This window comes from Luteolibacter sp. (assembly GCF_039920825.1).
Classification (GTDB): Bacteria; Verrucomicrobiota; Verrucomicrobiia; order Verrucomicrobiales; family Akkermansiaceae; genus Luteolibacter.
The window spans coordinates 21,066-33,445 of the sequence record NZ_JBDSCX010000084.1 but is presented as its reverse complement, the minus strand read 5'-3'; the positions used below and the strand labels follow the sequence as shown (position 1 = coordinate 33,445).

Here is a 12,380-nt window from a genome sequence, read left to right as displayed (position 1 = left end):
CTGTCGCCGGATTCCGCGAAAACCCCTGTGGATGAGAATTTTGGTCGTTGGCAAAGGCGGGCGCGAGCATGCGCTGGTGAGGGCTCTGGCGGAATCGCCAGGCAAACCCGAGGTGTTTTGTTTCCCCGGCAGCGATGCCATTTTCCAACTGGCGAAACCGGTCGAAGCCGATGGCCTGGAGTCGCTGGTGGCATGGATGAAATCGAACGCCATCGACCTCTGCGTGGCGGGCGAGGAAAGCTATCTGGTGAAAGGGGAGGGGCTTGCCAATCTCTGTGAGCGCAACGGGATTCCCTGCTGGGGGCCGCCGAAGGAGTCCGCACAGCTCGAGGCGAGCAAGGAATTCGCGAAGGAGTTTTTGGTTAGAAATGGAATCCCGACGGCCCGCGCGACGGCGACGGATACGCTGGAGGAGGCCGTGAGTGCGATCGCCGGCGAATACCCGACGGTGTTGAAATTCGACGGACTGGCTGCTGGAAAAGGCGTGGCGGTTTGTCCGGATGAGACGTCGGCCATGGATTTTCTCGATGAGGTTTTCACCCAACGTCGCTTCGGCGAGGGACGCGTGTTGGTCGAGCAATGTCTCACCGGCCCGGAGGTTTCCATTTTCGCGGCGATCATCGACGACCGCTATCTGATTTTCACTCCGGCCCGCGACTACAAGCGCGCCAACGACGGCGACCTCGGTCCTAACACCGGCGGCATGGGAGCGGTGGCGAGCCGCCAACTGGTCTCACCGGAATTACTCGCGCAGATCGAAAAGGAAATCGTCCAGCCGACCGTTGACGGACTCCGCAAGGAAGGCCTGCCCTACCGCGGGTTCCTTTACTTCGGCCTGATGCTCACGCCGACCGGCCCGCAGGTGATCGAATACAACTGCCGTTTCGGCGATCCCGAATGCCAGGCGGTGATGCCGCTGGTCCAAGGTGACCTCGCCTCCTTCTGCCTCGCCGGTGCGAAAGGCGAACTCCGCGAAGATCTTGTTAGTTTTGGCGATGGCTGGAGCGTCTGTGTCATCCTCGCGTCCGCCGGTTACCCGGAAACTTCACACAGCGGTGACAAAATTTCCGGGCTCGAAAAAATCACCACCGCCCGCGTCTATCACTCCGGCACTCGCCAGGCTGCGGACGGCCAATGGGAAACCAACGGCGGCCGCGTGCTCGCCGTGGTTTCCGGTGGCGACACGCGGGAACAAGCCGTCACACTGGCCCACGCCGCCGCCGATCATGTCGCATTCGATGGCTTGCAACGGCGCCGTGACATCGGCATCCTCAATTTTTGAATCATGGAAAAGACCCTCAACGCTGAAGACATTGCCGCCGGAGTCGAACGCCTCGCCACCGCCATTCGTGAAAAGCACGGCGGCAAGCACGTCGCCCTTGTCGGCATCCGCAGCCGTGGCGATGAAGTCGCCGAGCGCGTGCTCACCCTGCTTTCCGCCGACGATTGGGACCTCTCCTTCGGCGTGCTCGACATTTCGCTCTATCGCGACGATTTCGAACACCTCCACGAGAACCCGCTGCTTCAGGAAAGTGACATCGCGTTTCAAGTCGAGGGCGCGCACATCATTCTCGTGGATGACGTGTTGTTCACCGGCCGGACGATCCGCGCCGCGCTCGACGCGCTTTCCGACTACGGCCGCCCGGCCAAGGTCGAACTCGCCGTGCTGATCGACCGTGGCCACCGCGAAATGCCGATCCAGCCGGACTATGTCGGTATCACCCTCGACACCCGCCGCCTTGATCATGTATTGGTTTCCCTCGAAGGGACCGACGGGAAGGATGAAGTCCGGATCGTCGAAAAAGAAAAACCATGAGTCTCCTGCCGCAGCGCAAGAAATCCGCCGAGGAAATCGCGAAACTCCGCGAGACCCTCGGTATTCCCGGCCAATCGCCGGAGGATGAATTGCCTGCGGAAATTGAGGCTCCCGTGCCGGTCGCCGCGAACGAGCCACGGGTGGAGGCCTCCATTCCGATTTCTAACAAAATTCCGCAACCTGCCCCGACATCCTCGCTGGCACCCATTCCGGTGCCAGAGGTGCAGCCGGCCAAGCAGGTCAGTTCGCTTCGGCGTTCCGAGCGGATCCCGGTGCTTCCCGTCGATGATCATGAAATTCTCGACTACGTCCTGAGCCAGGCCGAGCGTCCGGAAATTCCCGCCACTTCTCCGCTTCCCGTTGCCCATGGGCCGAAGCAGGTCCGCTCGCTTCGCAAGTCCGAACAGGGTCCGCTGCCCGCGATTTCGCGGCTCGAACCTTCACCCGATTCCAAGCTTCCCTTCCAACGCCACAGCGACAGGGAGATCAGCGAAATCCGCCGCCAGGAAGCCATCGCCATGCTCGCCCCGCCGGTCCATCCGCAATCGCTAACAGCCCATCCGGCGCTCGTCGTTCCCGGTTACCTGTTCGCTCTGGCAGGTGCGGCGTGTTTCTACTACTACGAGCTCCAGCTTCCCTACACCGCGGTTTGCGTGGTGTTCTCGCTGATGTTCGCCGCGTTCATCTTCTACAAGAAACCCTTGTCCCGCCACCATGCGGCGTTCATTGCCGTTGCGGCCCTGTTCGTCATCGTTTTCGGCGCGCTCTATTATTTCCCCACACTCCGGCATGGCACGTAAGGACCTACTCGACATCGCAGCACTCGACCGGGAGGAAATCGATCTCCTCCTCGATCAATCCATCCCGTTCAAGGAACTCTTCACCCGCTCGGTGAAAAAGGTTCCAGCCCTCAAGGGCAAGTCCGTGCTCATGCTTTTCTACGAGCCCAGCACCCGCACCCACTCGTCATTCGAGGTCGCCGCCAAACGTCTATCAGCGGACGTTACGAATTTCGATGTCGCCCAGTCCTCCATCACCAAGGGTGAGTCCGTTAGGGAAACCGTCGAGACGCTGCAAGCCATGCGCACCGACTACATCATCGTCCGCCACGGCCGCTCCGGTCTGCCCGGCATGATCGCGAAGCAAACCAAAGCCTCCGTCATCAACGCCGGCGACGGTGCCCACGCCCATCCGACGCAGGCGCTGTTGGACGCCTTCACCATCAAGGAGAAATTCCCTGATCCTACGGGGAGAAAAGTCCTCATCATCGGCGACATCCTCCACTCCCGCGTCGCCCGCTCCACCAGCACCATCCTGAAAAAGCTCGGCATGGAAGTCGCCTACCTCGGCCCTGGCTCGCTCGTCCCGCTCATCGGTCCGGAGAACGTCCGCCGCTTCACCGACTACAAGGAAGCCATGGCCTGGTCGCCCGACGTCGTCTATCTGCTCCGCGTCCAGATGGAGCGCCAGGACGTCCAGTTCTTCCCCAGCCTCCGCGAATACCACCGGCTCTACGGCGTCACCGATGCCCGCCTCGATGAAATCCGCAAGCGCGGCCTCTACCTCATGCATCCCGGCCCCGTGAACCGCGGCGTCGAACTCTGCGACGCGGTTATGGACTACGAACGCAGCCTCATCAACGACCAGGTCGAAAACGGCATCGCCGTTAGGATGGCCGTCCTCTACTGGCTCAAGCCGGGTGGCGGAACGCTAGCGGGTTCCTGATGGAACCGGGCGAGGAATTGAATCGCGGAGGAACCCATGGATGCTGAATCAAGAGTCTGTGCGCCGGTTCCCGAAAATGAACGTCAGGCAGCGCTGGACGTGCTGCGCGGCGTCGCACTGTTCGGTGTGCTTTGGGTGAATCTCCTGACAGAGTTTCGCCTCTCATTGTTTGAGCATCTGTTCACTTTCCACACCCATCCGGGAATCGTGAATGAGTGGATCGATCTCGTGACAACGTGGCTTGTCGAATACAAGGCCTTCACGGTTTTTTCATTTCTCTTTGGCGTGGGCATCGGCATTCAGACGGAACGCAAGACGTTGCGCGGGGCGCGTGGATCCGGCTTTCTGCTGAGGCGCTTTGCCATTCTTTTCATCATCGGGATCGTTCACATGTTCCTGATCTGGAATGGCGACATTCTTTGCCTTTATGCCATTTGCGGCTTGCTGATCATCCCGTTCCTCCGGCTGCCCACGTGGCTTCTTGTCTGTCTGGGTGTCGCCGCCATTTCGTTCAACTTCACTCCGCTCTTCGGCGCATTCCTTCCGTCTGAGAAGATGATGCGCGTCCATGCCGCATCTGCCACGCCGATCTACGCAAGCGGAAGCTTCACGGAGATATTGGATTTGCGCAGAAGCGAGGCATGGAGCTTCATGATTCCGCTGTTGACCCACGCCTTGCCAAAGACCTTTGGCCTGATGCTGCTAGGCATGGCGACATGGCGTGCGGGTATCCTAAAACGACCTGCCGCGCATCGCCGGTTTCTAGCAATCTTCTTCGTCGTAGCGACCTTGGTCGGAGCATCCGCAACCTCATTCATTTTTTGGTCGGCCATCGTGGGAAAGGAGCTGCCTGCACCTGTGCTGGTGGACGCGCTCTCGTATATCCCGCTTGCTCTGGGGCTCGCCTCTGGATTGACACTCTGGTTGAGCTACCCGCGCACGGGATGCTTCATCGATCTACTGGCAGCTGCCGGTCGAATGGCTCTAACCAACTATCTTGTCCAATCCATCGTCTTCAGCCTCATCTTTTACGGCTACGGATTGCAGCTTTTCGGAAAGCTTTCCCCGGCACCGACAGCGATCATTGGCGTCGCCGTATTCAGCTTCCAACTCGTCGTCAGCATTACTTGGCTTCGCTGCTTTCATTTCGGGCCACCCGAATGGCTATGGAGATCATTGACCTACGAGAGTTGGCAGAGAATGAGGCGGACTGAATGAAAAACCGCGATGCCCGATGAAGCCGAACTGTGAGTAAGCCCTTTCCCGAGCGCTTCGAGCATTGAAGCCTTTGCCTCCGCTTTTTCCAAAAGCACCGGATCGGTCCGGACAGTGAGCACCTTGGTCATACGAAAATGAATTCGTTCCCCGGATGATTGGTCAAGATCGCTCCGGGTTCTGCGACCTGACAAACGGCTTGATCCTCACGTTCCTCCCGCTAACCTGAAGCCATGAGAGCCATCGCCGAGCAACTTTTCAACGAAGCGCAAGCTCTCGATTGTGATGAGCGCATCGCCTTGGCGGAAAAGCTCATCGAAAGCGTGTCTTCCGAGAGCGAGATCTTCGCCGCCCATTTGGTGGTGGCCCATGAACGGTTGGAGGAAATCCTGAGTGGAAAGGTCACTCCCGTCACTCGCGAAGATACCCTCAAACAGGTTCAGGAGCTGCTACGCAAAGGTTCCGCGGCATGACGCTTGAATTGCATCCGGAGGCAAGGAATGAATATCTCGCTTCCATCGAGTGGTATGAAAAGCAGGTGGATGGACTGGGCGCCGAGTTTTCCTTGGAAATTGAAAAATCCTTCGACCGGATATTGGCGGATCCGGAAAGATATCGGCTCGTCGACAAGGTCCTCAGGGTGATCAATGTGCCGCGCTTTCCCTTCTCGATATTTTACCAGTGGGACTCCGACCAATCCCATATTTTTGTCACCACGATTTTTCACCACAAGCGTCACCCCGGCTCGTGGCAAAATCGAATCCGCAACTTCCCAGAATCGTCCAACTAGATCTTCATTCCCATGCTCCTCATCCAAAACGCCCGCATCGCTTCCGAGAATTCGCCCGCTCTCACCGATGGCGATGTCCTGATTTCCGAAGGGAAAATCCAGCAAATCGGCAAAGGCCTGGCTGCTCCCGAAGGTGCCCGCGTTATCGATGCCAAAGGCAAAATTTTGCTGCCCGGGATGTTCGATGCCCACGTTCATTTCCGCGAGCCCGGCTTCGAGGCGAAAGAAACCATCGCGAGCGGCACCGAAGCGGCGATCAACGGCGGCATCACCGGTGTGGTCATGATGCCGAACACGAATCCGGCCATTGACTCGGCTACGGTGGTGGCGAACGTGCTCGACATCGCCAAGCGCACCGCCCGGATTCCGGTTTATACATCAGGCTGTGTCACCCTCGGCCGCCACGGAAAGGAAATGGCCGGCATCGACGGGATGCGTGCGCTGGGCGTGAAGATGCTCACCGACGACGGCGACACCACCGGCGATCCCGCCGTGCTGCTGCGCGCGATGCAGTACGCCACCGAGTTCGGCATGTTTTTCGCCAGCCACTGCGAGGTGCCGGAACTGGCCGGGCCACGCGCGCTCAACGAAGGTGCGATGAGTTATCGGTTAGGTATCAAGGGTTCGCCCGCGTGTGCCGAGGAAATCATCATCGACCGCGACATCCGCCTCGCCCACGCGACCGGAGCGCACATTCACATCCAGCATGTCTCCAGCAAGCTCGGCATGGAAACCATTCGCTGGTGGAAGCAACGCGGCGACGTGAAGGTCACCGCCGAGGTCTCGCCGCACCATCTGTTATTTTCCGACGAGGACATCGGCGACTACGACACGAACTACAAGATGAACCCGCCGCTGCGCACCAGGGCGGACAACGAAGGCTTGTTGCAAGGGCTCATCGAGGGCGTCTTCGACCTCATCGCCACCGATCACGCGCCGCACACGCCGTTTGAGAAATCGCAGGATTTCATTAGCGCGCCCAACGGCATCACCGGCATGGATACCGCGCTGGTCTCGCTCTATCACCACTTCGTCGCCACCGGGAAATTCGGCTGGGACCTCGTTGTAAAACGCTACAGCGCCGAGCCCCGCAGGATCATGGGCCTGCCCGCCGTGTCCATCGAAGTCGGACAACCCGCCGATCTCATCCTCTTCGACACCGAAGCGGAAACGACCTTCACCAAGGAGTTCATGAAGTCGAAATCGCAGAACACGCCGTTTATCGATCAGACGCTGAAGGGCAGCGTGGATCTGGTGGTGTTAGGAAACGAGATATTACTGGAGCGGTGAAATTCAATTTTTCGATCAGCTAACATTCGACCACGTTCACGGCCAGGCCGCCGCGGGAGGTTTCCTTGTATTTGGATTTCATGTCGCGCCCGGTGTCGCGCATGGTCTTGATCACCTTGTCGAGGGAGACGAAGTGGCTGCCGTCGCCGGAGAGGGCGAGACGCGCGGCGTTGATGGCTTTGACCGCGCCCATGGCATTGCGCTCGATGCAGGGGATCTGGACGAGTCCGCCGACGGGATCGCAGGTGAGGCCGAGGTTGTGCTCCATGCCGATTTCCGCGGCGTTCTCGACTTGTTTGGGAGTGCCGCCGAGGTATTCGACAAGACCTGCGGCGGCCATCGAGCAGGCGACCCCGACCTCTCCCTGGCAGCCGGCTTCGGCTCCGGAGATGGAGGCGTTCCGCTTGTAGAGCATGCCGATGGCGGCGGCGGTTAGAAGGAAGCGGTGTACTCCGTCGGGGTGGGAGGAGTTCCTGAATCGCACGGCATAGTGCAGAACGGCTGGGATGATGCCGGCGGCACCATTCGTCGGAGCCGTGACCACGCGGCCGCCGGCGGCGTTTTCCTCGTTCACGGCGAGGGCGTAGAGGTTCACCCAATCGAGAACGGTTAGGGGGTCGGTGAGCGAGGTTTCCGGCGTGCTGCGGAGGTTCTCGTAAATGGCCATGGCGCGGCGCTTCACCTTGAGTCCGCCAGGGAGGATGCCGTCGCGGGAGCAGCCGCGTTTCACGCAATCCTGCATGGCCTGCCAGATGCCATCAAGGGCGGTGCGGGTTTCGGTCTCGGGCCGGTAGGCGGATTCGTTTTCCAACAGCAGGGCGGCGATGGAGAGTCGGGTGCGCTCGGTGTGCTGCATCAGCTCGGTGCCGCTGGCGAACGGATGCGGGATGATGATTTTTGTCAGCGGGGGATTTATCATCTCTTCCTCGCTGGCGATAAAGCCGCCGCCAAGCGAGTAGATGACGGAATCCGTTAGGATCGCGCCCGTGGCGTCGAGGGCGGTGAAGTGCATGCCGTTCGGATGGAGCGGCAGTGGCTTGAGTCGTTTGAAATCGAGGTCGGATTTCTCGTCGAACGCGAGGTCGGCGCCCCACGGCGCGGTGAGTTTTCCCTGCCGAATGGCGGCAAGCTTGGTGGGAATGGAATCGATGTCGATCTTCTCGGGTTCTTCGCCGAGAAAGCCGAGCAGGATGGCGGTATCGGTGCCATGGCCTTTGCCGGTGGCGGCGAGCGATCCGTAAAGATCACAGCGGACCCGTGCGACCTGAGCGGTGAGTTGCCTCTCCGAAAGCTCGCGCATGAACCGGCTGGCGGCCCGCATGGGGCCCACGGTGTGGGAGGAGGATGGGCCGATGCCGATGGTGAACAGGTCGAGCGCGGAAAGTGTCATGAAGGCGTGTGGACCGGTTGGTGTTAGAAAACGAGATCCTGCTGGAGCGGTGGAAATAAGGAGCGTGGACGTCTCGTCCACGTGGCCAATGGGAAGCGGTCGAAGCAGCGCGAAGCTCTTCTCTTCCTCAACTCATTGTCCTGATGGACAGAAATGTCCATCCTCCTTATTCCGCGCCACCAAGGAGCTTCACGTTCAGGCTGCCGCCCGCGAACAACATTTCATCCAGGGCTCCCTCCACATGCCCGGCGTCCAGTTCGTCGGTGCCACCGGCGCGAACCATGAACTGCGCGGAGCGGCGCATGAGTTCCTTGATGAAGGCGGCGCTCGCTCCCTGTGTCTTCTTCACAATCGTGGCGACCACCTTATCGCCGACCTGCAACTGACCGGCATACAACCGGATCAATTTGCGTCGGCCATCGACATCCGGGAGTGGAAACTCGATCGCCTGATCGACACGACCGGGGCGTGCTGCCAGAGCGGCTTCCAGTTCCTCAGGTCGGTTCGTGGTGAGCACGAATAACAGTGCTGCATCTTCGCGCAGTCCGTCCATCTCGTTGAGTAGCTTGTTCAGCATGCCCTCCTCGCACGAATTGCGCATGGACGTGCGGGCACGGGCGATCAAGTCCACGTCCTCCAGAATCACCATCGCAGGTTGGAGAAAGCGGGCGAGTTGCATGTATTCATCCAGCAATCCCACTTGGTCCGCCGTGATCAGCAAGGTGGTATGATCAGGCAACTGGCTGGCCAGATAGTGAATGGTGTGTGTCTTGCCGGTTCCCGGAGGTCCGTAAAATAGCAGGCCCTTCTTGATGCTCATGCCCAGCTTGTGCAGTTGTTCGCGATGCTCGATGAATTCGGAGACGTTGCGTTCCAACAATTGGAGCGTCTTCTCTGGCAGAATCACCTGCTCGCGGGTCACGACGCGCAGTTTATGCACACGCACTCCTCCGGCTTTGCCTGAGTAGTTGTCACGCTGTTCCAGCGAAATGACCTTGCCGCGATACGATTGCGCCTGATTGATCTGGCGCTCCAGTTCGTGCAGGATGTCGTCGGTAAAATCATGGTCCTTGCCTTGCGGAAGCATCGCGATCTCCACCTGCCAGCCGCCCACTTCGTTGTGTTTCAACACGGGTGTTAGGAGGATGGCCAGACGACGGCTTGCCTGATTGCAGAGCCACACCGTGGACTTCAAGCAGCGCACGGGAACCGCCTCGCCAATGTCCACGTCCTCATATTCTAGCGGAGCAATGACAGGGGCATGATCCCGATCCAAGGACAGCATGCTGAAGGTAAATGTTTGAAAGGCGTATCCCGCTTGGACGCCCGAGCGATGCGTCACTTGGAAGCGTGCTTCGAGAATGTCCAGCAAGGCGCATTGCAGATCCACGCGGGCAGCGATGGGGAAAGATCGCGACGCGGTGACGAGCTGATGCAAGTTGGAGATCCGAAAGTGTTTGCGCAACAAACTCGCAACGCTGATCGGTTTGGACGGAGATTTCGCTTTCTTGGTGGCCATGGACTTGGGTGAAACGCAGATCTGTTCTTGTGCCTGTCATCCTTATTCCGGGAGACGATCCAGCAGCTCGGCAATCCTCAGCTTCTGCCCCGGCAGGATCAAGTCAGGCCGGATTTCCGCGAGCGGCTCCAAAACGAAACGCCGCTCGCCGATCCTTGGATGCGGCAGAACGAGGTCTTCGGTATCGACGATCTCATCGCCGAAATAGAGCAGATCGACATCGATAATCCGCGGGGCGTTGCGCTCGGGTGCCATGGTGCGACCTAACTGGCTTTCGATTGACTGGGTGAGTTCAAGCAATTCGAACGGATCGCCGTCAAAGCCGATTTCGACGACGGAGTTGCAGAAAAGAGGTGACCCGGGCGGACAATGCAGCGGCTCGGTCTGATAGGTCGATGCTGCCAGAAACGGCTCTCCCGGCATGGCGATTTCCCGCAGGCAGCCACGTGCCGCCTCAATGTTGGCGAGGCGGTCTCCGAGATTCGATCCGAGGGCGATGCCGACGCGTGGCATGGTCAGTCCTGGAGATTCTCCAAATGGCTGATCCCGTTCTGCTGCATCCGCTTGTTAGCTTCCACGACCATGGCCGATGGAATCACCACGGGACGTTCCGCGCCGAAGAGCTCGATCACAAAGAACTCAGGAGCTTTTTCCGGATTGAGCAGTTCATGGGCGTGGGCGAGATCGCGGACTTCGACGCCGTTGATCTTGTCCACCGCGTAGCCGGTGAAGTCGCCGAGCAGGCTGGTCACCGGATCGCTCTCGACGCGGGTCAGGACGACGATGTCCTTGTGTTTTTCGAACAATCCCTTGGGCACGTAGTCGGTATAGAGGCGGCGCAAGGTGACGTCGTCAAACTTCGAGGCGGCGAACAAATTGGTGTCCAACGGCTGGAAAACCAGACCGGCGAAGACGATGTAGCGCGGCTTCTTTTCATACTCCACCGCATACATTCTCGACCACGTGAGCGGCTTCAGCTCGACGTCCACGTCGTTGACCGCTCCGTCGCGAAGAAAGCGGACAGCAACCTTGTCGCCGGCGAATTTGCGCTCGACGATTTCATTGAGGTTCACGTTTTCACCGTCGATGGTGATCATTCCTGCGCTGTCAACCGGCTTGCCGTCGAGCGACATGAGGATGTCACCGGACTTGAGAATGCCGTCGCTGGAACTGGTGGGAACGACTTTGGTGATGAGCACGCCCTTGCCGTCGTTAGGGAGTCCGAGCGCCTTGCGCATCGCGGGGTTGAAGAGTGGAAACTCGCTGACGCCGAGGTCGGCGTAGGGATCATATTTTCCATCCTCGATGTCCTTGAGGAAACGCCGGATCACCGGAGTGGGGATGATGTAGCCGGTGTTGTCCGCCTGGCGCAGGCCTTGGAACGCCACGCCGACGACTTTTCCGTCCTGCACGCAGGGGCCGCCGGAGTTGCCCGGATTGATGGCGGCGTCGATCTGGACAATCAGATGCGAGTCGGCGCGGGAGTGCGAATAGGGTTGGAAATCGATGCGTGAAACGACGCCGCGAGTGACTGATAGACGCTCGCCGCCGACGGGGTAGCCGATCACGCGGACTTGGGATTCGAGGGTGGGAACCTCGCCGAGCTCGAAGGTGGGAAATGTATCGAAGTCCTTGAAATCCTCCACCGAAAGCAGCGCGAGATCGCAATCGTGCGCGATGAATTCGACCTTTGCCGGATATTTCACCGGGCTGCCGTGGATAGTGATCAACACGCGGCGGCCGTTGGAAACAACGTGGGCATTGGTGAGGATTTTGTTTTTACCGATGAGAAATCCGGTGCCGATGCCGCCGCTGAAACGTCCCGAATTCCAAGGTGTTTCGTAGTCAGGCACCTGCGTGGCCACCTCGACGCGAAGCACGGATTTATAAACATCCGACGGCAGGGATTTGGTTTGAGCCAGAGCGCCGGGCACGGCCAACACGACCAGGAAAAGGGAGGTGAGCAGACGGATCATGGACTTGCGGGCGATCTTAGGGGCAGGGTGGCTGGCCGCAAACGAAATCTTGGTGGCGCTATTTCAAAGGGCGCGGATGATTTGTTCGAGCGCGTCGACCGACCGGTTCGTCGGGTAGTCTTGTGCGAGTGGCAGGTGGATGAAGCCCGTCGGGATGGCGATGGAGTTGCGCTCCAAGTAGTCGAGGGCGACGTAGAAAAGCTGGTTGCAAAGATACCGCCCGGGATCGTCGGAGTAGGAAATGGCATGCCCTGTCGCCTGCAGTTGGTTGTGGATTTTTTCCAACGGCAGCGTGGAACTCAGCGACACTGCGGAGCCGCGTAGGATCGGCCGTGGGCAGAATTGGCGTCCGGCGATGTCCGGGATCCGGAAATCCAGTTCGTTCCACGCGGTCGTCTCAAGGCGGATGGTTTTGCTGCCCGCCGCTTCACCGAGCATGATGAGGCCGTCCGGCCGGATCGACCTCAGGGCTTGCTTCAATCTGGCGGGGGCGACCACGGCGTCCACCGGAAGAATGCGGGTGCGGAGGGCGGGAAATGTTTTTCGCAACTCGTGAAGAGCGAGCGACGAAGCGTTTTCCAAGCGTCCGGCAAACGGGCCAAAGGCGGTGGCGAGAAGGGTCATGGTGGCGGACGGAAGCGGTGGTTGATCTGCGGGAA

The 12,380-nt window shown here is 59.5% G+C and carries 13 protein-coding genes; 8 read left to right on the top strand and 5 right to left on the bottom strand.

The features are described from left to right. The first annotated feature begins 31 nt into the window (after positions 1–31). From purD to ABIQ96_RS24110, 8 genes are all read left to right on the top strand, one after another. Positions 32–1,282 (top strand): phosphoribosylamine--glycine ligase, encoded by a 1,251-nt coding sequence (purD, locus tag ABIQ96_RS24145; RefSeq protein ID WP_348217223.1) that lies wholly within the window; start codon positions 32–34, stop codon positions 1,280–1,282. Between the two features lie 3 nt (positions 1,283–1,285). After that, positions 1,286–1,816: a bifunctional pyr operon transcriptional regulator/uracil phosphoribosyltransferase PyrR gene (gene pyrR / locus ABIQ96_RS24140; RefSeq protein ID WP_348217222.1), complete on the top strand. Its 531-nt coding sequence runs from the start codon at positions 1,286–1,288 to the stop codon at positions 1,814–1,816. After that, the gene (locus tag ABIQ96_RS24135; protein ID WP_348217221.1) at positions 1,813–2,616 is read left to right on the top strand and encodes a hypothetical protein; all 804 of its coding nucleotides are present in this window, start codon (positions 1,813–1,815) and stop codon (positions 2,614–2,616) included. Before pyrR ends, ABIQ96_RS24135 begins: the two co-directional genes overlap by 4 nt. After that, positions 2,606–3,541 (top strand): aspartate carbamoyltransferase catalytic subunit, encoded by a 936-nt coding sequence (locus ABIQ96_RS24130; protein WP_348217220.1) that lies wholly within the window; start codon positions 2,606–2,608, stop codon positions 3,539–3,541. The genes ABIQ96_RS24135 and ABIQ96_RS24130 overlap by 11 nt, the downstream gene beginning before the upstream one ends. Positions 3,542–3,577: 36 nt before the next feature. Then, on the top strand, positions 3,578–4,759 hold the full coding sequence (locus tag ABIQ96_RS24125; RefSeq protein ID WP_348217219.1) for a DUF418 domain-containing protein: 1,182 nt from the start codon (positions 3,578–3,580) through the stop codon (positions 4,757–4,759). A gap of 230 nt (positions 4,760–4,989) precedes the next feature. Further along, positions 4,990–5,229 (top strand): addiction module protein, encoded by a 240-nt coding sequence (locus ABIQ96_RS24120; protein WP_348217218.1) that lies wholly within the window; start codon positions 4,990–4,992, stop codon positions 5,227–5,229. After that, positions 5,226–5,546, top strand: coding sequence for a type II toxin-antitoxin system RelE/ParE family toxin (locus ABIQ96_RS24115; protein ID WP_348217217.1), 321 nt, complete (start codon positions 5,226–5,228; stop codon positions 5,544–5,546). Before ABIQ96_RS24120 ends, ABIQ96_RS24115 begins: the two co-directional genes overlap by 4 nt. A 12-nt stretch (positions 5,547–5,558) precedes the next feature. Further along, the gene (locus tag ABIQ96_RS24110; RefSeq protein ID WP_348217216.1) at positions 5,559–6,836 is read left to right on the top strand and encodes a dihydroorotase; all 1,278 of its coding nucleotides are present in this window, start codon (positions 5,559–5,561) and stop codon (positions 6,834–6,836) included. Between the two features lie 19 nt (positions 6,837–6,855). Here the strand turns inward: ABIQ96_RS24110 and ABIQ96_RS24105 are convergent, their stop codons facing one another. The 5 genes from ABIQ96_RS24105 to ABIQ96_RS24085 all read right to left on the bottom strand — a co-directional run bounded on the left by ABIQ96_RS24105 (position 6,856) and on the right by ABIQ96_RS24085 (position 12,345). Continuing rightward, positions 6,856–8,226 carry an L-serine ammonia-lyase gene (locus ABIQ96_RS24105; RefSeq protein WP_348217215.1) on the bottom strand — a complete coding sequence of 457 codons (1,371 nt, stop codon included), beginning with the start codon at positions 8,224–8,226 and terminating at the stop codon, positions 6,856–6,858. Between the two features lie 166 nt (positions 8,227–8,392). After that, complete coding sequence (locus ABIQ96_RS24100) at positions 8,393–9,745, bottom strand: ATP-binding protein (RefSeq protein WP_348217214.1); 1,353 nt, start codon at positions 9,743–9,745, stop codon at positions 8,393–8,395. A 42-nt stretch (positions 9,746–9,787) separates the two neighbouring features. Further along, a complete protein-coding gene (folK, locus tag ABIQ96_RS24095) occupies positions 9,788–10,258 on the bottom strand; it encodes a 2-amino-4-hydroxy-6-hydroxymethyldihydropteridine diphosphokinase (RefSeq protein ID WP_348217213.1) in 471 nt (156 codons plus the stop codon). Between the two features lie 2 nt (positions 10,259–10,260). After that, positions 10,261–11,721 (bottom strand): trypsin-like peptidase domain-containing protein, encoded by a 1,461-nt coding sequence (locus ABIQ96_RS24090; RefSeq protein WP_348217212.1) that lies wholly within the window; start codon positions 11,719–11,721, stop codon positions 10,261–10,263. Between the two features lie 63 nt (positions 11,722–11,784). Then, complete coding sequence (locus tag ABIQ96_RS24085) at positions 11,785–12,345, bottom strand: pyroglutamyl-peptidase I (RefSeq protein WP_348217211.1); 561 nt, start codon at positions 12,343–12,345, stop codon at positions 11,785–11,787. Positions 12,346–12,380 lie beyond the last annotated feature (35 nt).

Coding starts and splice junctions, on each gene's coding strand:
- purD (WP_348217223.1), top strand. CDS start 32: ATGAGAATTTTGGTCGTTGGCAAAGGCGGGCGCGAGCATGCGCTGGTG.
- pyrR (WP_348217222.1), top strand. CDS start 1,286: ATGGAAAAGACCCTCAACGCTGAAGACATTGCCGCCGGAGTCGAACGC.
- ABIQ96_RS24135 (WP_348217221.1), top strand. CDS start 1,813: ATGAGTCTCCTGCCGCAGCGCAAGAAATCCGCCGAGGAAATCGCGAAA.
- ABIQ96_RS24130 (WP_348217220.1), top strand. CDS start 2,606: ATGGCACGTAAGGACCTACTCGACATCGCAGCACTCGACCGGGAGGAA.
- ABIQ96_RS24125 (WP_348217219.1), top strand. CDS start 3,578: ATGGATGCTGAATCAAGAGTCTGTGCGCCGGTTCCCGAAAATGAACGT.
- ABIQ96_RS24120 (WP_348217218.1), top strand. CDS start 4,990: ATGAGAGCCATCGCCGAGCAACTTTTCAACGAAGCGCAAGCTCTCGAT.
- ABIQ96_RS24115 (WP_348217217.1), top strand. CDS start 5,226: ATGACGCTTGAATTGCATCCGGAGGCAAGGAATGAATATCTCGCTTCC.
- ABIQ96_RS24110 (WP_348217216.1), top strand. CDS start 5,559: ATGCTCCTCATCCAAAACGCCCGCATCGCTTCCGAGAATTCGCCCGCT.
- ABIQ96_RS24105 (WP_348217215.1), bottom strand. CDS start 8,226: ATGACACTTTCCGCGCTCGACCTGTTCACCATCGGCATCGGCCCATCC.
- ABIQ96_RS24100 (WP_348217214.1), bottom strand. CDS start 9,745: ATGGCCACCAAGAAAGCGAAATCTCCGTCCAAACCGATCAGCGTTGCG.
- folK (WP_348217213.1), bottom strand. CDS start 10,258: ATGCCACGCGTCGGCATCGCCCTCGGATCGAATCTCGGAGACCGCCTC.
- ABIQ96_RS24090 (WP_348217212.1), bottom strand. CDS start 11,721: ATGATCCGTCTGCTCACCTCCCTTTTCCTGGTCGTGTTGGCCGTGCCC.
- ABIQ96_RS24085 (WP_348217211.1), bottom strand. CDS start 12,345: ATGACCCTTCTCGCCACCGCCTTTGGCCCGTTTGCCGGACGCTTGGAA.